The following is a 20388-nucleotide window of genomic DNA, read 5'->3' as shown; positions in this document are numbered from 1 at the left end:
ACCACTCATCGGCTGTCAGAGGTTTTCTTTGGTGATCACATCGAAGCGATTAATGATGTGGCGTAATCCCGGTTGTTCATCGGCGGCGAGTAACGTCTCGACGATCGTGGCGGCCAATTCGGGAATGCGGTGGCACAGCAGCAGATCCACCGTGCCGTCGAGCAGCGCCATTTCACCGCCCTGCACCGGGCCGTGGCACACCAGCGTAATGTCATGCTGCCGGCCGCTCTCTCGCAACGCCTGAATAATGCCTTCCACACCGCCGCTCGGCGCGTACAGCGCCGCCAGTTCCGGGTGGTTCGCCAGCAGTTCACGCGTGACCCGGCGCGCCGTTTCCGCGTCCTCGAGGCTGCGCACCGGTTCCAGCACACGCTGGCCGCTCATCTGCTCACGCAGGTAGGAGCGAAAACCGATCTCACAGGCCTCCTGACACGTAAAACGGTTGTCGCCGATGATCACGCCGACGTCACCCTGCCGCCGGCACAGACGATCCACCGCCCAACCGGCGGTGCGGCCCGCTTTTTGATTATCCAGACCGATGTAGCCGGCGCGGCTGGGCACCGATAAATCCGACAGCAGCGCGAAAACGTTGATGCCCGCCTGGGCGGCTTCTTCTACGGCATAGTGGATCAGGGGGTGATCCAGCGCCAGCACGCCGATCGCTTCCACCTGGCGGCTCAATTGGCTAATGGCGGCTGCGGTGTCGCCGATGGCATTGAGAGAGTGGAAAATGAACTGCGGCGGCTGACCCGGCTCATGATACGGCGCCGCTTGCGCCATCAGTTCATCAGCCAGTTGCGCATAGAAAGAGTGCTCGCGCCGCAGCAGGATGAACCCCATTCTCAGGCGGCGTTCCGGCCTGCCCAGCACCGCCGACAGGCAGTGGGACTTTTCCAGCGCGAACCCCAACTTTTTCGCCGCCTCAATCACCCGGCGCTGGGTGACGGGCCGCACCGACGCGCGTTGGTTGATCACCCTATCGACGGTGGCGATGCCGACCCGCGCCTCTCTGGCGATGGCCGCCATGGTGGTTTTCTTGCCGCTCATGTTCATCTCCATCAACGATTTGATGGGAAAATATCATAGCCGTTGCCGCCCCTGATGTGATGCCGTTCGCGATTAACGGTAGACGGAGAACTTCTTGGTCAGCGGCTTAAGCTGCTCGGTGTCACCGTAGAGCGCCACCGCCACGAAATCCAACTGCTCGTAAGGGGTATTGGCGGTGTCGGCGATCTGCTGCTCGGCGGAGTGCGACAGCATGGTGGTGGTGAAGAAGTTGGACAGCACGCCCTCCTCCTTGCATTTGAGGAGCAGGTTGCTGAGCTGGCTGCTGTTTTTAGCCTGCAGGATCACGATCGGGTAGTGGCTCATATTGGCGCTGACGCCGTCGAGGCTGCTCGGATAGTGGTGAAACTCGCGCTGCTCGATAAGATCGGTGATGCCCGCCGTCAGATGGCAGGAGGCGTTAAACAGCGTGGCCGGTTCGTGATTGCGGTTGAGGATGATATAAAACTTTTTCTCGTTGTCGCTGTACATACTCTTCTCCTTGAATAGACAGCCAGTTTTACCCAACCGGCGCACGGTTTCAAGGCGCGATAAGGGGCCGCGTCCGGCCCCGTGATAGCACTGCCGGCTCAGACCGCGCCTTCGCCAGGCCCCAGCGGCTGGGCCACCTGATGCAGCACGGTGATGTTCTGCAAAATAGTGCCGCCGTCGATCGGTTTCATCTGGCCGTCGCGATCTTTATAGTGCGTCGGCTTGGCGCCGTGGAAGAACAGCCCGGCGTTGACCTGCACGCCCAGATAGCCCGCGCTGGCCGGCAGGCGCTGCACGTCGGTCCAGGGGTTGGAAACCGGCACATACTGGAAGCCTGCGCTGGTCTTGGCATACAGCGGGCGCAACAGCGTGACAAAGGCCATCATCGGCGACAGCGCCTCTGTAAAGATCTGCACCGGCCGATCGACCGTCATCAAGAAACCCTGCGGCTGCTCCTCAACCGTGTCGAGGCTCAGGCTGCTGCTGATATCATCGCCCCGGCCGCCATAGCTCCATTCAATGGCCGGCGCCCGACTCTCGTTCATCATCTCTGACATACACTGCTCCTTATAAAGTGAATTCAACACGCCTGCTGCGTGCCGGAACAGTAAACCGCTGCAGGGGGGCGAGCGTCCACGCCGGGCGGCACGCTGGCGCACCAAACAACGAGGCGCGCAAATTAAAGCTCGAAATGAATAATTTCCCCACGTGACAGCGCAGCATTTGAACGACTTCTGTCGTAGCGCAGACGCATAGTGAGGGCGTTACCGCCACTGGAGAGTGTTATGACTGCGATTAGACCGGACGCCATCGACCGCATTTCCCCCGCCGCCACGCCCTGGCTGGCCGTCATCAACGTGCTGTTCGCCGGCATCGCCGCAGCGCTGCACGTGGGCAAGGCCACCATCGCGCTGCCGGCGCTGCAGGCCGAGTTCGGCCGCTCGCTGGAGGCGCTCAGCTGGGTCATTTCGGCCTTTCCCTTCGTCGGAGTGTTCGGCGGCATCGCCGCCGGGCTGCTGGTGCGCCGCTGGGGCGACCGGCGCCTGCTGGCGTTCGGGCTGCTGATCATCAGCGCCGCCAGCTTCGCCGGCGCCACGCTGCACGACTTCAGCGGGCTGATCGTCAGCCGCTTTGTCGAAGGCCTCGGCTTCGTGATCGTGGTGGTTGCCTCGCCGGCGGTGCTGAACCGCATCGTCGCCCCGGCGCAGCGCAACCTGGTGTTCGGCATCTGGAGCACCTTCATGCCGGCGGGCATCGCCATTTCACTGTTTTTCGGCCCGCATCTGGCCGACTGGCAGCAGAGCTGGCAGGCCGGTGCGGCGTTGACGCTGCTGGCCGCCCTGCTGCTGCCGCTGACCACGTCCCGCCGCGCCGCCAAGGCGCACGTTCCGCCGTTGCCGCTGCGACAAGCGCTGGGCGCGATGCTGCGGGCGCGCCAGCCGCTGTTGCTGGCGCTGATGTTCACCGCTTACAACCTGCAGTTTTTCTCGGTAATGACCTTTTTGCCGATCTTTCTGATGCAGCGCATCGGCCTGTCGCTGGCGGCCGCCGGCGGCATCAGCGCGGCGGCGGTGGCGGCCAACATCATCGGCAACCTCGCCGCCGGCGTGCTGCTGTCGCGCGGGCTACCCGCCAGAACGCTGCTCGCCGCCACCAGCCTGTTGATCGGGGTCTTCGGCGTCGGCATTTTCCTGCCGATGACGCCCAACGGCTTGCTGATCCCGCTGTGTTTCCTGTTCTGCGCCATCGCCGGCATACTGCCCGCCACCATTCTGGCCGCCACGCCGGCGGCGACGCCGGAACCGACGCTGCTGCCGCTGAGCCTCGGGCTGGTGATGCAGGGAAACTACCTCGGCCAGGTGATCGGCCCGGTCGCGCTGAGCGCCATCGTGGCCGCAGCCGGCTGGGCGGCCCCGGCGTGGCTGGTGCTGGCGGCGGCGGTGTCTGGAGCGGTATTGGCGCTGGCGGCTACGCTTCCGTCAGGAAATCGATGAATTTCCGCACCTTCAGCGGGACAAAGCGCGCATAGGGGTAAAGCAGGATGAAGGGACGCGAGGCGCCGGCGTAATCTTTCAATACCTCGACCAGCGCCCCGCTGCTCAACTCTTGTTCTACGGTAAAGCGATACACCTGCATCAGTCCGGCGCCGCTTTTCACCAGCGTCAGCGTAGCGAGGTAATCTTCCTGGCAAAGCCAGCGCCCGGCAGTATCCACGTTGCTGTTTTCGCCCTGAACCTTAAACGTCCAGGCGGTTTTTCTGCCGGTGCTGGGCAACGCATACTGAATGCAATCATGCCGGGCCAGATCCGCCGGCGTGAGCGGCGCAGGGTGGCGTTGCAAATAGCCCGGCGTCGCCACCACGATCAGTTCAGCCTCCTCCAGACGCCGCGCCACCAGGCCGGAGTCGTTCAGCTCGCTGCCGCGAATGGCGACGTCGAATTTATCTTCGGAGAAATCGATATTCTGATTGCTGACGTGCAGATTCAGCTTGAGATCGGGATAGCGTTGCGCAAACTCGGGCAAACGCGGCAACAGCCTAAAATGCGCGTACAGCGTCGGCGCGCTGATGCTGAGCGTGCCCACCGGTTTGTCCCGTTCGCCGGAAATGCTCGCCTCGGCCTCCATCAGCTGGCTCAGCGCCCGGCGACATTCCAGGTAATAACGCTGGCCGGCATCCGTGACGCGCATCTGGCGCGTGGTGCGGATAAACAGCTTCGCCTGCAATCGCGTCTCCAGGCGCGCGACCGAACGGCTGACCGCCGCAGGGGTTATCCCGGCGGCATTGGCCGCTGCGGTGAAGCTGCCGGTTTCTACCGTCAGGCAAAACAGCTCAATGCTGCCCACCTGAACGTCGTCAAAATGGCGTTGCATGTCTCTCCCTGCCAATTCATTACATAAGGTATAAATTAAAGTTCTTTCCCCCTCATTTTTCAATCATCAGGTATGGATTACCGTTCACGTACGATCAATCCCTATCCTGTCGAGGAGAGAAAATGAGCAAAGTAAAAACGGTCATCGTCACGGGCGCATCGAGCGGCTTGGGCTTCGCCATCGCGCAAGCCTACCTGGCGCGCGGCTATCAGGTTGTAGCAAACGCCCGTTCGCTTGAACGGCTGCAGGCGGCGGCGGACAAACTCGGCCGCCCGACCAATCTGCTGCTGGTGCCGGGAGACATTGCGCTGCCGGAAACCGCCGAACGGTTGTTCAGCCTGGCGATACAGGCTTTTGGTCAGGTAGATATTCTCATCAATAACGCCGGTATATTTATCGCCAAGCCGATCGCCGACTATACGCCGGAGGAGGTCGACGCGATGGTGGCAACCAATCTGAAAGGCTTCTTCTACCCGGCGCAGGCCGCCGCCCGGCATATGCAGCAACGCGGCGCCGGCCACATCGTCGCCATCACCGCGTCGATCGCCATGCAGCCCAACAGCAAAGTGCCCGCTTTGCTGCCGGTGCTGATTAAAGGCGGCCTTAACCACGCCGTGCGCGAGCTGGCATTGGAGTTAGCGCCGCACAACGTGATGGTCAACGCCGTGGCGCCCGGCATCATCGCCACGCCGATGCATCAAAATGATGAACAGAGCCTGGCGCAGATGCGGCAACTGGCGCCAACCGGCCGCGTCGGCCAGCCGCAGGACATCGTCGATGCGGTGCTGTATCTGACCGATGCCAATTTCGTTACCGGCGCGGCGCTCGCGGTTGACGGCGGCGCCACCGCCGGCGTCTGGTGAAACCGGGGAGAAACGCCATGCCATACGTCAACATTAAAGTGACCGACGAAGGGGTCAGCGCCGCGCAAAAGCGCATGCTGATCGAAGGAGCCACCACGCTGCTGGAGCGGGTGCTGAATAAGCCACGCCACACCACTTTCGTGGTGATTGACGAGGTAGCCACCGACAACTGGGGCGTCGGCGGAGAGAGCGTCACCGCCCTGCGCGCCAAAGAACGAGGCGAATGACGGGTGATTTATTCTGGGGATCCAGTGTCGTAGGGTACAGCCGCTAGTTATCGTTATCGGGTCTGCGTGGTGAGATCAATCACGCTCAGCGCGAAGGATAAGGCCAGTGATGGTCCAGACCCGATAATGACAAGGCGCCGGTCGCGGCAAGATAAACCAGCACGCCGGCGAAAGCGATCAGCAGCACCTTTTCGATAACGGCAAGTCGTTTGTGTTCAGTCATTTGCATTCTCCTTCGTGGTATCGGGCGAACGGCCGCCCTCCTAAAAACTAGGAAAGCCTGGCGCAGGCGGCAAGCGCGGCTCACAAAATGAAACACAATCGATAAATTTTGTTAATTATTTAGCCCTCTTTCTTTTCTCACGCCGCCGCCTGTTCACCGTGCGGCGCCCGCCTTTCCCTTAATAACCCTATGGAATACGCCACTAAAAATCCCCTACCGGTTAAGCAAAGGTGATGATAGTGTTGTTTTCATTCAGTTCATCTATGCTGAAAATTCATCTTTTGAGGGACGACTATGATGTCTAAAGGCATTTCCAAGGGATTCTTTATTCTGATCCTGTTCATCGTTACCGCCGCTTTTCTCGACGTGCTGGGGCCTTATTACTCCTCGGTGCTGTGGGCGGTTATTCTGGCGGTGATTTTCCATCCGGTGAAAAAGAAGTTGAAGCAGTACGTCGGCGAACGCAACGGCGTGGTGTCGCTGCTGACGGTGGCGCTGATTTGCCTGATCGTGTTCACGCCGTTGGCGATCATCGCCTCGTCGCTGGCGATGGAATTCAACGTGATCTACACCAAGCTGCAGACCAACAACAGCCAATTGCCGACCATGCTGGCGGACTTTATGCGCCACCTGCCCGGCTGGGCGCAGCGCTTCCTGGCGGAGCATAACCTCAACAGCGCCGCCGAGATCCAAAAGCAGCTTTCCGAGGTGGCACTCAAGGGCGGGCAATATCTGGCGGGCAGCGTGTTCCTGATCGGCAAGGGCACCTTCAACTTCGTCGTCGGCTTCGGCGTGATGCTCTATCTGCTGTTCTTCCTGCTGAAAGACGGCCCCTATCTGGTGAACCTGGCGCTCGAAGCGCTGCCGCTCTCCCAGCACGTGAAACACCACCTGTTCGTGAAGTTCGCCGCCGTTTCCCGCGCCACCGTCAAGGGCACGGTGGTGGTCGCCGTGGTGCAAGGCGCGCTCGGCGGGCTGGCGTTTTACTTTACCGGCATCGACGGCAGCCTGCTGTGGGGCGCGCTGATGGCATTCCTGTCGATCATCCCGGCCGTGGGCTCCGCCATCATCTGGGTGCCGGCGGTGATCTACTTCTTCGCCACCGGCATGCTGTGGAAAGGCATCTTCCTGGTGGTGTTCTTCGTGGTGGTGATCGGCCTGGTGGACAACATCCTGCGCCCGCTGCTGGTGGGCAAAGACACCAAAATGCCGGACTACCTGATCCTGATCTCCACCCTGGGCGGCATGGAGATCTACGGCATCAACGGCTTCGTCATCGGCCCCTTGATCGCCGCGCTGTTCATCGCCTGCTGGAACATCCTGTCCGGCCGCGACAGCGAGGAGAACATCGAAGAGATCGACGAAGAATTTATCGAGGAAGGCAAAAACCATCCCGACGCGGTGGAGTAAACCTCCCGCAGCGAATCACGCAGGGGCCCGTTTGGGCCCCTTTTTTTGTCTGTGGTATCCTTGCCAGGCTCACAAGGAAGAACGGGTTTCGTTATGCTTATTTTCTACGCCACGCTGGCCCTCGCCTTCACCCTGCTGTGCCTGCTGGCCCTTATCTCTTGCGCTTACCAGCTTTCGAAGCACGGCGACGTCAAATTTTTGGCCTCGCTTTCGGTGCTGATCTTCGCGCTGCTGGCCTTCTATGCCGCTTATGGCTACGTCAGCACCTGGCTGCAACAGCAGGCGGTCGATGTCCGGTTGTATTAGCGCAGCGGGATAAAAAAGACCTGCTCCGGATCGCCGTCATCGAGATTGTCAATCTGGCCGCTGGCGACAAATCCGGCGTTCAGCAGCCGCCGCTGCATCGGCAGGTTGGAACGATTGGTGGAAGAGAACAGCTTCGGGTGTCGGCAATGGGACTTCAATGCCGTAATCAACGCCTGCCCGACGCCCCGGCGGCGATAGCGCTCGCCGACCATCAGCATCTCGATAAAGCCGCAGCCGAAGAAGTGATAGTGCAGCACACCGTATCCCATCACCACGTCCTGTTCCTCGGCAAGATAGCAATCCCCCTGCCCGCACCAGGCGCGGATCTGCGCCGCACGCTGCGGTTCGTGTTCGGCGACGCTGTCGAGGGCGATCAGGGCTGCGACATCGCTGTCAGTGGCCTGGCGAACAAACATGTTTTAATCCTCATGCTGATGGATACGGCGACACCGCTTCAACGAAACGGCAACCGAAGCGGGATAATTTTTACATCCCCGCCGAATTTTGTAATCCTATTATAGAGTTACTAAAACACACGCCAAGGAAGGAAAGCTTTTCCCGATGAGCATACCGCAAATACCCGCCGCCCTGCTGTTTACCCTGCTGCTGGCGGGCTGCCAGTTCCACAAAACCGTGTTCCCGCCGCCGTATATCGGCACCCCGCAAGAGATCAGCACCTACGAAGTGAAAGGGCTGACGTTCGTCACCACCGTCACCTTCAGCGGCCTGTTCGCCGAAGATCTGGTGCGCGAATACGCACAGAAACATCACTATCGCTACTATGTGGTCACGATGCGCAGCAACGGTTTTAAAGACCGAAGCGAGCGCGTGAGCGCGATGATGTATCGGTAAGAGCCCCGGTCCTGATTTGCAAACCTGCATCAGGGTTCTACTTCAAAACCCCATCTCGCTCGATGCCGCCGCAGGTAAGCTCTGTTCTTTTCAGACAACCCGCTAATGTTCGCATCCAGCGGGATCTTTAACTCATCTAACAAGCTGCTCTTCGTCTGTGGATACAGCAGACGTCCATCATCGGCAAAACTAATCGTGCCGCGATCGAACAGCTTGTCCAGATTGGGGATTAACGGCAGACCATTGTGCGGATCCACTTTCTCTTCTGGGGTCGCAATCGACCAGGCAACGATGTGAGAGGCAATGAGAATGGACGGCTCAGCAATCCCCGTGACGGCGCACCGATTTCCCCACCGCTTAAACATTTTATCGCGATAGGGACCATGCCCAATCCGCGCCTGAATCACCCTTTCTTGCTCACCACCGACCTCTCTGGTGATTTCGACGGTATCCGCATGGAGGTTGATAGAGAGATTTTCCGAGATAAAACCGGCGATCAACGCGGCTGCCGGCGCGGGGATCTCGCACATATAGTTTTCGGTGCATCCGCCTTTCTTATTAAAAACGCGCGGAAGGCAAGCCTGGTTGTGCATGCGTATGAACGCCTGATTAAAAAGGGAAACATCAATAGGGAGTTCAAGACGCGTCAGTTCCAAATCGACTTGGGTACCCGCAATATGCGGCGGTCCCGCGACCCGATGCTCAGGCCGCGGTGCAGAGTAAGCATCGCGTACCACTGTCGCCACGCCGATAATCTTCCTACCTTTGTGGCAAAAAATCAGGTCACCCTCTTTGACTTTTTTGACCGTTTCCCACCCGGCAGGTTTAAACATGTTCCCAGTCTTATTTATTCCATATTGCGGCGCCCATAGGAATTCGCCCTTCAAAACTTCCGCGACGCTGCCACCGATGTTGACCCAGAAAAAACGCATGGCCACTCTTTTATAATCAGGAGTTTTAAGGGTTATCGTCACCATTCATCAAGGGCTTTAGTGATTTTCACCCATTAACGCAGGGTGACGGCAATAAAAAATCCCGGCCTTGACCGGGATAGCGTTGCACGGAAACAGCGTTGTTTATTCACTGCGGGCGAAATTCCAACGTGCTGCTTTTGACCGCTTCGTAAACCGCGGCCGTTGGCGGCTTAGGCAGACGCGCATTGGCGATTGCTTTGATCGCGGCCTGGCAAAGTTCCGGTTCCCCTTGTTCAGCCCGAATGCTGATCAGCATACCGTCCGGCGCCAGCTTGATGCTCAATGTGCAACGCTTGCCTGAGTAGGCTTCGGCATCTTTCAAATGGCTTTGAATCGCGGCCTGCAACTGGGCGATATAGTGTTCTTTATCTTTTCCCGGCGCCGGCTTCTTTGGGTCGCCAAGGTTGGTGAAAAGATCGTCAACCTCTTTATTTACCGGATCGGTTTGGCTGGGGGCCGTGCTCTTGGCGCACCCCGTTAATGCCGGCGCGGTCATCGCCGCCAATACTGTGGCAACGCCGGTTTTATAGCCTGAATGCGTTCTTTTCATATCCCTGTCCTTATGGATGTTGTCAGTTGAAAAACAATAACAATAGCAGCTCAATATTCACAATCGAAAAGTGATGTAAGACTCATAAAAAGCAGCCGTCAGCGTAGAAGACGAGAGTTTCGATGAAACAGCCCTCTCCCTTAAGGTTAAACGCATATTTTCCTCACATGTCAAATACACTCTCCATTTTGAAAAAATTAAAAAACATGTATATAACGATAAGGCACATTAATCCCCATTAACAATCAACATACTGAAATTCTCAATAATTCATACCTTTTCTTTGTTACGCTTTCGTTTTCGGTTTTTAAGCAGAACAATCACATCATGATAATATGCAACAAAAGCCAATATAAATACAGACACGACTATCAAAGCCAGGTAATTACTCTCTCTAATTCCTTGAATTATCTCCCCAATTGATAGATAACCATGAAGGAAACTGAAGAAAATAAGCATAAATGAAATCAAATTCAGCGCAGATGCTTTGATACAATAACGCTCAAGCTCGCTGGCGATATTGTTCAGACTGGTTAACTTTTTGTCCGTATCTTTATCTTCGGATATAAATAAGTCGTCTATTATTGCATTCGCATTTTTTAATTCAGCATTAGACGCATGGAATCCATGGAACACGGCACCAATCAATGTAATAAATATCACGATCCCCCATGAAGAAAACACATCCCAGTCAAAGTCAACATGAATACTGGCGTTTAAGTCACCTTTATTGAATGAAAGATCAACAATTTTAAAAACGAATACACATAACGCCATCCAAATAGTCATTATTGCAATTGATAATTGTACTGTTTTTCTGCCTCTATCCAGAGCAGTATTATATCTGTAAAGTATCAAACTAGAATTCATTATGCACCTCTTGATCGTCATTAAAAATGTATGTTAAAGGCAACTATTATCTATAACACTAAACCATCAAATTATTTCAAACAAAACAGTCCAATTAGGTATTATTAGAAAATGTAAAAACATGGTGGGTTAAGTTCCTGCATAATCATCTATACTTATATCAAAAAAAAGCCATAGAAACCATATCGGCAAGCCATAACCCATAGAAAATCGATAGTCTATTTTGACCTAAAAATAGATTCCTCAATACGAATAAAAATCATAAAAACGTTAAAATAATACAACCGAAAAATGCCTATATTCAGGTACATTATTTTTCCGAATCATTAACAAGTCACCTTACGGAATTATGTCAATGATTATTAAATATGCATCAAGACGAACACGCTGAGATTTGTCTTCCATTAAAAAACCGAACGTATTAAATATGCCTAAAGGTAGCACCACGAAGCTCTGAACATTTCAGCAAATTAGCACCTTTTATGCCTCTAACGTCCAGGTAAACCTCCCCCCCAGGTAGTAGAGTGTTAGACTAATCGTCCAGTAGCAGACTTTCGATTAGTATTGCTAATTTAGCAAAACGGTTTTCGTATTGACTATCCAGACGCACTCATAACCCATTGAATAAAATAATTATTTGGTTTTTCTTGCTGTTTATCCCTTAGTCCATCTGATATTCTCTGTTTATACTCTATAACCAAGGTAGCGATTATCTCCGATTGTTGGCGGCCAATTTCTTTAGTTCTGCCACCTGGATCTCCCCTTTCCCTGCGTCAAGCAGCTATAATCCAAAAAGTGGAGTTTTTTGAAAACGATAAGGAGGGAGTATGTACAAAACTATTTTGGTTCCCGTGGATATTACCGAGCCGGAGTTAACACAGCAGGTCATCCCGCATGTCAACGCGCTCGCCAGGCTCGAAGACTCCCACGTCCATTTCCTGGCGGTGATCCCGTCGCGCGCCACCTATGCCGCTTTCGGCTTTGCCGCCACGGCGGCGATAGAAACCAAAGACGAAATCATTGCGGTAGCAACCGAGGGGCTGGCAAAAGCGGCCAAAGAATTCAGCGTGCCTGAAGATAGAGTGACCACGCACGTTGCCGTCGGCGATCCCAAAGATCAGATCCTGGAGCTCGCCAATGCGCTCAACGCGGAGATTATCGTGATGGGTTCCAACCGCCCTTCTGCCATCACTTATCTCCTCGGCTCCAATGCCACCGCCGTCGTCCGCCACGCCAATTGCCCGGTGCTGGTGGTGCGTGAATCGGCTAACGCCACTCAGTGATCTTGTCCGATACCTCACACATATTTGAACCGTAAAAAAAACGGGAGCCCTAAGGCTCCCGTTCTCATTTAACGCTTTAACACCATTACATGTGTTTAACGATAGCGTCGCCAAACTCTGAACATTTCAGCAGTTTAGCGCCTTCCATCAGGCGTTCGAAGTCATAGGTCACGGTCTTGGCGGCGATGGCGCCTTCCATGCCCTTAACAATCAGGTCAGCCGCTTCGAACCAGCCCATGTGGCGCAGCATCATCTCTGCAGACAGGATGATGGAGCCTGGGTTCACTTTGTCCTGGCCGGCGTACTTCGGCGCGGTGCCGTGAGTCGCTTCGAACAGGGCGCAGTCGGAGCCGATGTTGGCGCCCGGCGCGATGCCGATGCCGCCGACCTGGGCCGCCAGGGCGTCGGAGATGTAATCGCCGTTCAGGTTCATACAGGCGATCACGTCGTATTCCGCCGGGCGCAGCAGGATCTGCTGCAGGAAGGCGTCGGCGATCACGTCTTTAACCACGATCTCTTTGCCGGTGTTCGGGTTCTTGATCTTCAGCCATGGGCCGCCGTCGATCAGCTCGCCGCCGAACTCTTCGCGCGCCAGCTCATAGCCCCAATCCTTGAAGGCACCTTCGGTGAACTTCATGATGTTGCCTTTGTGAACCAGGGTCACGGAGTCACGGTCGTTGGTGATGGCGTATTCGATCGCCGCACGCACCAGACGCTTGGTCCCTTCTTCGGAGCATGGCTTCACGCCGATACCGCACTGCTCCGGGAAGCGGATTTTCTTCACGCCCATTTCGTCGCGCAGGAATTTGATCACTTTGTCCGCTTCGGCGGAGCCGGCTTTCCACTCGATGCCGGCGTAGATGTCTTCGGCGTTTTCGCGGAAGATCACCATGTCGGTCAGCTCAGGCTGTTTCACCGGGCTTGGGGTGCCCTGGTAGTAACGCACCGGGCGCAGGCACACGTACAGGTCCAGCTGCTGGCGCAGGGCCACGTTCAGAGAACGGATGCCGCCGCCGACCGGGGTGGTCAGGGGGCCTTTGATGGCGACGCGGTAGTCGCGGATCAGGTCCAGAGTTTCGTCCGGCAGCCACACGTCTTTACCGTAAACGTGGGTAGATTTTTCGCCGGTGTAGATTTCCATCCAGGAGATTTTACGTTCGCCGTGGTAAGCCTTTTTAACGGCCGCATCAACCACGTGGATCATGGCAGGAGTCACGTCAACGCCGATGCCGTCGCCTTCGATGAACGGAATGATCGGGTTATGAGGAACAACCAGTTTACCCTGGGCGTCAACCGTGATTTTTTTACCTTCTGCCGGAACAACTACTTTGCTTTCCATCAACCTCTCCTTCAAGCGCAATTTTGTTAATGCTTTGTAAGATGCGTGTAGATACTACTTGAATATTCGGTCCGCGCCAATCCGAAACGGATTCGGTTATAATGCGCTTATCATCCGTAATCTCAACCGTTATGAAAAAATTCTCTGTTAGAAATCACAACGTTAAACGATTCAGCAAGCCGAATGCCGCCAAATCCGCCGCGCCGAAGGGGCCGCGCCGCATTGTGTTATTCAACAAGCCCTTCGACGTGCTGCCGCAGTTCACCGACGAAGCCGGCCGCGCCACGCTGAAAGAGTACATCCCCTTCCCCGACGTTTACGCCGCCGGGCGCCTGGATCGCGACAGCGAGGGGCTGCTGGTGCTGACCAACGACGGCCAGCTGCAGGCGCAGCTCACCCAGCCTGGCAAACGCACCGGCAAAATTTACTATGTGCAGGTCGAGGGCGCGCCGCAGGAGAGTGATTTGGCGCCGCTGCGCAGCGGCGTCACGCTGAAAGACGGGCCCACGCTGCCCGCCGGGGTGGAATTGGTGGCCGAGCCGCAGTGGCTGTGGCCGCGCAATCCGCCGATCCGCGAGCGTAAATCCATCCCCACCAGCTGGCTGAAAATCACCCTGTTCGAAGGGCGAAACCGCCAGGTGCGCCGCATGACGGCGCATATCGGGTTCCCTACCCTGCGCCTGATTCGCTACAGTATGGGTAATCTTTCGCTGGGTTCACTGCAGCCCGGTGAATGGAAAACCATCGATTCCCTGTAGACCGATAACTGATGGAGGCGCCATGAAACACGTTCCGATCGCGCTGCTGCTCGCCGCTCTGGCGGCCCCGTTCGCCGCCCCTGCCGCCAGCTTCGACTGCGCCAAGGCGGCAGGCAGCGATGAACGCGCCATCTGCGCCAACCGCACGCTGAACGATCTGGACGTGCAAATGGCCACCAAATATCAATTTCTGCGCGGCCTGTTCGCCATGGGCGCGCGCGGCGCGATGCAGGACAGCCAGCAAGCCTGGCTGACCAAGCGCCAGCGGTGCGGCGGTGACACCGCCTGCCTGCTGCAAAGTTACCGCACCCGCATCGCCGAGCTGGACGATATCTACCGGCGCATCGACAAACCGCTGTAAGGAGACCGCATGTTCAAACCGCACGTCACCGTCGCCTGCGTGGTGCACGCCGCCGGCAAATTTTTAATTGTCGAAGAAACCATCAACGGCAAAGCGCTGTGGAATCAGCCGGCCGGCCATCTGGAGGCCGACGAGACGCTGGTGCAGGCCGCCGAGCGCGAGCTGTGGGAAGAGACCGGCATCCGCGCCACACCGCAGGCGTTCCTGCGCCTGCACCAATGGATCGCGCCGGATCGCACGCCGTTTCTGCGCTTCTGCTTCGTCATCGAGCTGGAACAGCCGCTGCCGACCGAGCCGCACGACAGCGACATCGATCGCTGCCTGTGGCTGAGCGCCGACGAGATTTTGCAGGCGCCCAACCTGCGTTCCGCGCTGGTGGCGGAGAGCATTCGCAGCTATCAGCAGCCGGAGCGCTACCCGCTGTCGCTGGTCGGCAGCTTCGCCTGGCCGCATTAAGGGCGCCGGGCAGCACAAGATGAACAGTGCGCCGGCGCGGCCAACGTGGTAAAATCCTGCGCTTGTTTTTATCAGCACGGTTCGTGTTCAAGTTCGTGAGATCCCCATGTCAGACAACAGCCAGAAAAAAGTAATCGTCGGTATGTCCGGCGGCGTCGACTCTTCCGTTACCGCCTATCTGTTACAGCAACAGGGCTATCAGGTCGCTGGGCTGTTCATGAAGAACTGGGAAGAAGACGACGACGAAGAGTACTGCTCCGCCGCGACCGATCTGGCCGACGCGCAAGCGGTCTGCGACAAGCTGGGCATCGAACTGCACACGGTGAACTTTGCGGCGGAATACTGGGACAACGTGTTTGAGCTGTTCCTGGAGGAGTACAAGGCCGGCCGCACGCCGAACCCGGACATCCTGTGCAATAAAGAGATCAAATTCAAAGCCTTCCTGGAGTTCGCCGCCGAAGATCTGGGGGCCGATTTCATCGCCACCGGCCACTACGTGCGCCGCCAGGACGTGGGCGGCAAAAGCCGCCTGCTGCGCGGCGTCGACGGCAACAAAGATCAGAGCTACTTCCTCTATACCCTGAGCCACGAGCAGGTGGCGCAGAGCCTGTTCCCGGTCGGCGAGCTGGAGAAGCCGGAGGTGCGCCGCATCGCCGAGCAACTGGAGCTGGTCACCGCCAAGAAGAAAGACTCTACCGGCATCTGCTTTATCGGCGAGCGCAAGTTCCGCGACTTCCTCGGCCGCTACCTGCCGGCCCAGCCGGGCCCGATCGTCAGCGTTGACGGCCAGACCGTCGGCGAACACCAGGGTCTGATGTATCACACCCTGGGCCAGCGCAAAGGGCTGGGCATCGGCGGCCTGAAAGACAGCAGCGAAGATCCGTGGTACGTGGTGGATAAAGACGTGGCCAACAACGTGCTGGTCGTCGCGCAGGGGCACGATCACCCGCGCCTGATGTCCGTAGGCCTGATCGCGCAGCAGCTGCACTGGGTGGATCGTCTGCCGCTGAGCGGCCCGTTCCGCTGCACGGTGAAGACCCGCTATCGCCAGCAGGATATCCCTTGCACCGTGACCCCGCTCGACGACGAACGCATCGAAGTGCGTTTCGACGAGCCGGTCTCCGCCGTCACCCCCGGTCAGTCGGCGGTATTCTACCAGGGCGAAATCTGCCTCGGCGGCGGCATCATCGAACAGCGCCTGGCGTAATTCGCCTGCCGCCCAAGAAAAACGCTGCGTTTACCGCAGCGTTTTTTTATTCAAAATTCCACCTGCGCCCCCAGCTCGATCACCCGGTTCGGCGGGATTTCGAACAGGTCCGGCGCCCGCAGCGCGTTGCGCTGCAACAGCTGGAACACCTTGCCGCGCACGCGCAGATACCAGGGCCGTTTGCCCAGCACCAGCGTATCGCGCGACATGAAGAACGAGGTCTCGTTCATGGTGAAGCTCATCCCCTCCAGCCCGCAGCGGTAAAGAATGTCCGTCACGTTGGGCGTCTCGCGCCAGCCGTAGCTCGCCACCACCCGCCAGAAACTCGCCGACAGCTGTTCGATCGCCACCCGCTGCACGTTGTGCACGTACGGCATGTCGGTGGTGACGATGGTCAGCAGCACCACGCGCTCGTGCAGCACCTTGTTGTGCTTCAGGTTATGCAACAGCACCAGCGGCACCGCATGCGGCGTGCGCTCCATAAACACCGCGGTGCCCGGCACCCGCTTCGGCGGCGCCTTCTCCAGCGACTCGATCAGCGCGCTCAGCCCTTCCTGATTGTCGCGCAATCGGCGGATCAGGCGCGAACGCTCGGTCTTCCAGGTCAGCATGATCAGCAGAATGATTAGCCCGAGCGCCACCGGCAGCCAGCCGCCGGTCGCCAGCTTGATCAGGTTGGCGCCGAACAGCGGCACGTCGATGCACAGCATGACCAGCAGCATCAGCCCGCCCAGATAGCGCGGCCAGCCCCAGTTTTTCACCGCCACGATGCTCAGCAGAATCGACGACAGCAGCATGGTGCCGGTTACCACGATGCCGTAGGCCGAGGCCAGGTTGCTGGAGTGTTTGAAGCTGACGATCACGATCAGCACCGCCGCGAACAGCAGCCAGTTCACCACCGGAATGTAGATCTGCCCGGACTCCTGATCGGAGGTATAGATGATGCGCATCGGCGGCAGGTAACCCAGCCGCACCGCCTGCCGCGTCAGCGAGAACACGCCGGAGATAACCGCCTGCGAGGCGATCACCGTCGCCAGCGTAGCGATCACCAGCAGCGGGATCAGCGCCCAGGTCGGCGCCAGCAGGAAGAACGGGTTATTGATCGCCGCCGGGTTGGCCAACAGCAGCGCCCCCTGGCCGAAGTAGTTCAGCACCAGCGCCGGCGCCACCAGCGTAAACCACGCCAGGCGGATCGGTTTTTTACCGAAGTGGCCCATATCGGCGTACAGCGCTTCAGCGCCGGTGACCGACAGCACCACCATGCCCAGCGCAAAGAACGACACGGCCTTGTATTCGAGGAAGAAATTCACCGCCCAGTAAGGGTTCAGCGCCCGCAGCACGCCGGGGTGATGCAAAATGCCGCCGAGGCCCAGCAGCGCCAGCGTCAGGAACCAGATAACCATCGCCGGGGCGAACAGTTTGCCGACGCTGCCGGTGCCGCGTTTTTGGATCGCGAACAATGCGGTCAGCACCAGCAGCGACAGCGGTACGATAAAGCTGTCCAGCTCGGGGGCGATAATCTGCAGCCCCTCGATGGCCGAGAGCACCGAAATGGCCGGGGTGATCACCCCATCGCCGTAAAAGAAGCTGCCGCCCACCAGCCCGATCAGCACCGCCGCCGGCACCCAGCGCGCATCCAGCTTGCGGATCGCCAGCGACATCAGCGTCAGAATGCCTCCCTCGCCGTCGTTGTCGGCGCGCATCACGAAACAAATGTATTTAATCGACACCACCAGCGTCAGCAGCCAGAAAATCAGCGATAAAAAGCCGTAAATCGAGGCCGGCGTCAGGGTGATGCCCTCCTCCGCCGTCAGGCATTCGCGCAGGGTATACAGCGGGCTGGTGCCGATATCGCCGTACACCACGCCGATGGCCGCCAGCGTCACCGCCGGCAGTGGCTGCTTGTTTTTTACGTGCATATAAAGGTCTTTATTTGAGGGTTCACGTTGGCAGTATAGATGCAGCCGCCGCACTTTATTTGCCGCAGCAACAATAAGTTCGCGCCGCCGCGCCGGCGATTTTCGTCGCCTATTTGCGCAGTTCTGCGCCGCACGGCACCTCCGCCTCACCGCAGACGTATTAGACGCTGGGTTTACCCTCGATTTTGTGGCATGATCCGCGGCATTCGTTGTCATCGTTGTTACAGCCACGCCCGATCGTTACCGTTCGCGGCCGCCGCCGTTACCCCTGCGATACACACAACCTTATGCAGTAAGCCATGTACCGTTCACCGCGTTTACAGGAGTCATCGTGGCGAAGAATTATTATGACATCACGCTGGCCATGGCGGGCATCAGCCAGTCGGCGCGTTTGGTTCAGCAGTTGGCCCATGAAGGGCAATGCAACCGCGAAGCGTTTCAGACCTCGCTGAAAAGCCTGCTGCAAATGGATCCGCCCTCCACGCTGGCGGTGTTCGGCGGCGAAGAACGCAATTTGATGGTCGGCCTCGAAACCCTGATGGGCGTGCTGAATGCCAACAACAAAGGGCCGGGCGCGGAACTGACCCGCTACACCATCAGCCTGATGGTGCTGGAGCGCAAGCTCAACGCCAACAAACAGGCGATGAACACGCTCGGCGAACGCCTCGGCCAGCTCGAGCGCCAGCTGGCGCACTTCGATCTTGAATCGGACACCATCATCAGCGCGCTGGCCGGCATTTACGTCGACGTGGTCAGCCCGCTCGGGCCGCGCATCCAGGTGACCGGCTCGCCGGCCATCCTGCAGAACCCACAGGTGCAGGCCAAGGTTCGCGCCACGCTGCTGGCCGGCATTCGCGCCGCCGTGCTGTGGCAACAGGTCGGCGGCAGCCGCCTGCAGTTAATGTTTTCCCGTAATCGTCTGTTCAAGCAGGCGCAAAATATCGTTGCTCATTGTTAATCGATCCCAGGAGTTGCTACCGATGGAATTATCCTCACTGACCGCCGTTTCCCCCGTTGATGGACGCTACGGTGATAAAGTCAGCGCACTGCGCCCCATTTTCAGCGAATACGGTCTGCTGAAATTCCGCGTACAGGTTGAAGTACGTTGGCTGCAAAAACTGGCCGCCTGCGCAGAAATCAAGGAAGTTCCCGCTTTTGACGCCGACGCAAACGCTTTCCTCGACAAAATCGTCGCGGAATTCAATGAAGAAGACGCACAGCGCATCAAAACCATCGAGCGCACCACCAACCACGACGTGAAAGCGGTCGAGTATTTCCTGAAGGAAAAAGTGGCGGCGGTGCCTGCGCTGCACGCGGTGTCCGAGTTCATCCACTTCGCCTGCACCTCCGAAGACATCAACAACCTGTCGCACGCGCTGATGCTGCAAAGCGCCCGTCAGGACGTGGTGCTGCCTTACTGGCGCAAGATCATCGACGCGCTGAAAGGGCTGGCGCAGGAATACCGCGATATCCCGCTGCTGTCGCGCACCCACGGCCAGCCGGCGACCCCGTCAACCGTCGGTAAAGAGTTCGCCAACGTGGCTTACCGCATGGAGCGCCAGTACCGCCAACTGGAGCGCGTGGAGATCATGGGTAAAATCAACGGTGCGGTCGGCAACTACAACGCCCACATCGTCGCCTACCCGGAAGTGGACTGGCATCAGTTCAGCGAAGCGTTCGTCACCTCGCTCGGCATCACCTGGAACCCGTACACCACCCAGATCGAACCGCATGACTACATCGCCGAACTGTTCGACTGCGTAGCGCGTTTCAACACCATTCTGATCGACTTCGACCGCGACATCTGGGGCTACATCGCCCTGAACCACTTCAAGCAGAAGACCATCGCCGGCGAAATCGGTTCTTCCACCATGCCGCACAAGGTCAACCCGATCGACTTCGAAAACTCCGAAGGCAACTTGGGGCTGGCCAACGCCGTGCTGGGCCACCTGGCGGGCAAACTGCCGGTTTCCCGCTGGCAGCGCGACCTGACCGACTCCACCGTGCTGCGTAACCTGGGCGTGGGCCTGGGTTACGCGCTGATCGCCTATCAGGCCACCCTGAAGGGCATCAGCAAGCTGGAAGTCAACCAGGCGCACCTGCTGGACGAACTGGATCACAACTGGGAAGTGCTGGCCGAGCCGATCCAGACCGTGATGCGCCGCTACGGCATCGAAAAGCCTTACGAGAAATTGAAAGAGCTGACCCGCGGCAAGCGCGTGGACGCCGCCGGCATGCAGGCGTTCATCGATGGCCTGGCGCTGCCGGAAGAAGAGAAAACCCGTCTGAAGGCGATGACCCCGGCCAACTATATCGGCCGCGCCACCACCATGGTCGACGAGCTGAAGTAAGCGCGTTAGACCCACAACGACAAGGCGGCCCA

Annotated in this window: 24 protein-coding genes; 13 read left to right on the top strand and 11 right to left on the bottom strand. The window is 57.9% G+C overall.

What is annotated here, in order from left to right; all coding sequences use genetic code 11:
• Nucleotides 1-15: 15 nt before the first annotated feature.
• The 3 genes from WFM45_RS05930 to WFM45_RS05920 form a co-directional block, all read right to left on the bottom strand.
• Entirely contained in the window at nucleotides 16-1047 is a 1032-nt protein-coding gene (locus tag WFM45_RS05930; protein ID WP_336954898.1) for a LacI family DNA-binding transcriptional regulator, read from the bottom strand.
• A gap of 72 nt (nucleotides 1048-1119) precedes the next feature.
• Nucleotides 1120-1536, bottom strand: coding sequence for a DUF2000 domain-containing protein (locus WFM45_RS05925; RefSeq protein ID WP_336954897.1), 417 nt, complete (start codon nucleotides 1534-1536; stop codon nucleotides 1120-1122).
• A gap of 98 nt (nucleotides 1537-1634) precedes the next feature.
• Nucleotides 1635-2093, bottom strand: a complete 459-nt coding sequence (locus tag WFM45_RS05920) for a hypothetical protein (protein ID WP_015377624.1) — start codon at nucleotides 2091-2093, stop codon at nucleotides 1635-1637.
• Between the two features lie 228 nt (nucleotides 2094-2321).
• On the opposite strand from WFM45_RS05920, the gene WFM45_RS05915 reads away from it, so the two are divergent.
• A complete protein-coding gene (locus tag WFM45_RS05915; protein WP_103085653.1) occupies nucleotides 2322-3530 on the top strand; it encodes an MFS transporter in 1209 nt (402 codons plus the stop codon).
• Here the strand turns inward: WFM45_RS05915 and WFM45_RS05910 are convergent.
• Nucleotides 3505-4407: a LysR family transcriptional regulator gene (locus tag WFM45_RS05910; RefSeq protein WP_103085654.1), complete on the bottom strand. Its 903-nt coding sequence runs from the start codon at nucleotides 4405-4407 to the stop codon at nucleotides 3505-3507. The genes WFM45_RS05915 and WFM45_RS05910 overlap by 26 nt on opposite strands.
• Nucleotides 4408-4529: 122 nt before the next feature.
• On the opposite strand from WFM45_RS05910, the gene WFM45_RS05905 reads away from it, so the two are divergent.
• Together WFM45_RS05905 and WFM45_RS05900 are read left to right on the top strand one after the other, a co-directional pair.
• A complete protein-coding gene (locus WFM45_RS05905; RefSeq protein WP_103085655.1) occupies nucleotides 4530-5270 on the top strand; it encodes an SDR family NAD(P)-dependent oxidoreductase in 741 nt (246 codons plus the stop codon).
• 17 nt (nucleotides 5271-5287) lie between these two features.
• Nucleotides 5288-5497, top strand: coding sequence for a tautomerase family protein (locus WFM45_RS05900; protein ID WP_033633277.1), 210 nt, complete (start codon nucleotides 5288-5290; stop codon nucleotides 5495-5497).
• An 85-nt stretch (nucleotides 5498-5582) separates the two neighbouring features.
• Here the strand turns inward: WFM45_RS05900 and WFM45_RS05895 are convergent, their stop codons facing one another.
• Nucleotides 5583-5720 carry a hypothetical protein gene (locus WFM45_RS05895; protein WP_004941229.1) on the bottom strand — a complete coding sequence of 46 codons (138 nt, stop codon included), beginning with the start codon at nucleotides 5718-5720 and terminating at the stop codon, nucleotides 5583-5585.
• Nucleotides 5721-6014: 294 nt separating this feature from the next.
• Here WFM45_RS05895 and WFM45_RS05890 point away from each other — a divergent pair, with 294 nt between their 5' ends.
• The gene (locus WFM45_RS05890) at nucleotides 6015-7130 is read left to right on the top strand and encodes an AI-2E family transporter (RefSeq protein WP_016928057.1); all 1116 of its coding nucleotides are present in this window, start codon (nucleotides 6015-6017) and stop codon (nucleotides 7128-7130) included.
• A gap of 93 nt (nucleotides 7131-7223) precedes the next feature.
• Nucleotides 7224-7436, top strand: coding sequence for a hypothetical protein (locus tag WFM45_RS05885; RefSeq protein ID WP_085337015.1), 213 nt, complete (start codon nucleotides 7224-7226; stop codon nucleotides 7434-7436).
• Here the strand turns inward: WFM45_RS05885 and WFM45_RS05880 are convergent.
• On the bottom strand, nucleotides 7433-7852 hold the full coding sequence (locus WFM45_RS05880; RefSeq protein WP_103085656.1) for a GNAT family N-acetyltransferase: 420 nt from the start codon (nucleotides 7850-7852) through the stop codon (nucleotides 7433-7435). The two genes, WFM45_RS05885 and WFM45_RS05880, sit on opposite strands and share 4 nt — an antisense overlap.
• Nucleotides 7853-7997: 145 nt before the next feature.
• Here WFM45_RS05880 and WFM45_RS05875 point away from each other — a divergent pair, with 145 nt between their 5' ends.
• Complete coding sequence (locus tag WFM45_RS05875) at nucleotides 7998-8288, top strand: hypothetical protein (protein WP_015377616.1); 291 nt, start codon at nucleotides 7998-8000, stop codon at nucleotides 8286-8288.
• 29 nt (nucleotides 8289-8317) lie between these two features.
• Here WFM45_RS05875 and WFM45_RS05870 read toward each other — a convergent pair whose 3' ends face one another.
• From WFM45_RS05870 to WFM45_RS05860, 3 genes are all read right to left on the bottom strand, one after another.
• Nucleotides 8318-9220 carry an HNH endonuclease gene (locus WFM45_RS05870; RefSeq protein WP_336954896.1) on the bottom strand — a complete coding sequence of 301 codons (903 nt, stop codon included), beginning with the start codon at nucleotides 9218-9220 and terminating at the stop codon, nucleotides 8318-8320.
• A 148-nt stretch (nucleotides 9221-9368) separates the two neighbouring features.
• Complete coding sequence (gene tolA / locus WFM45_RS05865; protein ID WP_336955693.1) at nucleotides 9369-9758, bottom strand: cell envelope integrity protein TolA; 390 nt, start codon at nucleotides 9756-9758, stop codon at nucleotides 9369-9371.
• Nucleotides 9759-10082: 324 nt separating this feature from the next.
• Entirely contained in the window at nucleotides 10083-10682 is a 600-nt protein-coding gene (locus WFM45_RS05860) for a hypothetical protein (protein WP_311266336.1), read from the bottom strand.
• A gap of 827 nt (nucleotides 10683-11509) precedes the next feature.
• On the opposite strand from WFM45_RS05860, the gene uspF reads away from it, so the two are divergent.
• Nucleotides 11510-11965 carry a universal stress protein UspF gene (gene uspF / locus WFM45_RS05855; protein WP_311266335.1) on the top strand — a complete coding sequence of 152 codons (456 nt, stop codon included), beginning with the start codon at nucleotides 11510-11512 and terminating at the stop codon, nucleotides 11963-11965.
• Between the two features lie 85 nt (nucleotides 11966-12050).
• Here uspF and icd read toward each other — a convergent pair whose 3' ends face one another.
• Complete coding sequence (icd, locus tag WFM45_RS05850) at nucleotides 12051-13304, bottom strand: NADP-dependent isocitrate dehydrogenase (RefSeq protein ID WP_015377612.1); 1254 nt, start codon at nucleotides 13302-13304, stop codon at nucleotides 12051-12053.
• 131 nt (nucleotides 13305-13435) lie between these two features.
• Here icd and rluE point away from each other — a divergent pair, with 131 nt between their 5' ends.
• The 4 genes from rluE to mnmA all read left to right on the top strand — a co-directional run bounded on the left by rluE (nucleotide 13436) and on the right by mnmA (nucleotide 16086).
• On the top strand, nucleotides 13436-14062 hold the full coding sequence (rluE, locus tag WFM45_RS05845) for a 23S rRNA pseudouridine(2457) synthase RluE (protein WP_336954895.1): 627 nt from the start codon (nucleotides 13436-13438) through the stop codon (nucleotides 14060-14062).
• Between the two features lie 22 nt (nucleotides 14063-14084).
• Nucleotides 14085-14423: a lysozyme inhibitor LprI family protein gene (locus tag WFM45_RS05840; protein ID WP_048323032.1), complete on the top strand. Its 339-nt coding sequence runs from the start codon at nucleotides 14085-14087 to the stop codon at nucleotides 14421-14423.
• Nucleotides 14424-14432: 9 nt separating this feature from the next.
• Nucleotides 14433-14879 carry an NUDIX hydrolase gene (locus tag WFM45_RS05835; protein WP_004941205.1) on the top strand — a complete coding sequence of 149 codons (447 nt, stop codon included), beginning with the start codon at nucleotides 14433-14435 and terminating at the stop codon, nucleotides 14877-14879.
• A gap of 106 nt (nucleotides 14880-14985) precedes the next feature.
• Nucleotides 14986-16086 (top strand): tRNA 2-thiouridine(34) synthase MnmA, encoded by a 1101-nt coding sequence (gene mnmA / locus WFM45_RS05830; protein WP_033633283.1) that lies wholly within the window; start codon nucleotides 14986-14988, stop codon nucleotides 16084-16086.
• 50 nt (nucleotides 16087-16136) lie between these two features.
• On the opposite strand, the gene kup is transcribed toward mnmA, so the two are convergent.
• Nucleotides 16137-18005 carry a low affinity potassium transporter Kup gene (gene kup, locus WFM45_RS05825; RefSeq protein WP_015377607.1) on the bottom strand — a complete coding sequence of 623 codons (1869 nt, stop codon included), beginning with the start codon at nucleotides 18003-18005 and terminating at the stop codon, nucleotides 16137-16139.
• Nucleotides 18006-18336: 331 nt separating this feature from the next.
• Between kup and hflD the strand changes: the two genes are divergently transcribed.
• Together hflD and purB are read left to right on the top strand one after the other, a co-directional pair.
• Nucleotides 18337-18963 (top strand): high frequency lysogenization protein HflD, encoded by a 627-nt coding sequence (gene hflD, locus WFM45_RS05820; RefSeq protein ID WP_004941196.1) that lies wholly within the window; start codon nucleotides 18337-18339, stop codon nucleotides 18961-18963.
• A 22-nt stretch (nucleotides 18964-18985) separates the two neighbouring features.
• Nucleotides 18986-20356: an adenylosuccinate lyase gene (gene purB, locus WFM45_RS05815; protein ID WP_004941193.1), complete on the top strand. Its 1371-nt coding sequence runs from the start codon at nucleotides 18986-18988 to the stop codon at nucleotides 20354-20356.
• Nucleotides 20357-20388 lie beyond the last annotated feature (32 nt).

It is taken from the genome of Serratia sp. KG1D (assembly GCF_037150675.1).
In the GTDB taxonomy this organism is placed as follows: domain Bacteria; phylum Pseudomonadota; class Gammaproteobacteria; order Enterobacterales; family Enterobacteriaceae; genus Serratia; species Serratia nematodiphila.
Note: the sequence above shows the minus strand (reverse complement) of the source record. Positions and strands in the feature narration are given on the sequence as shown.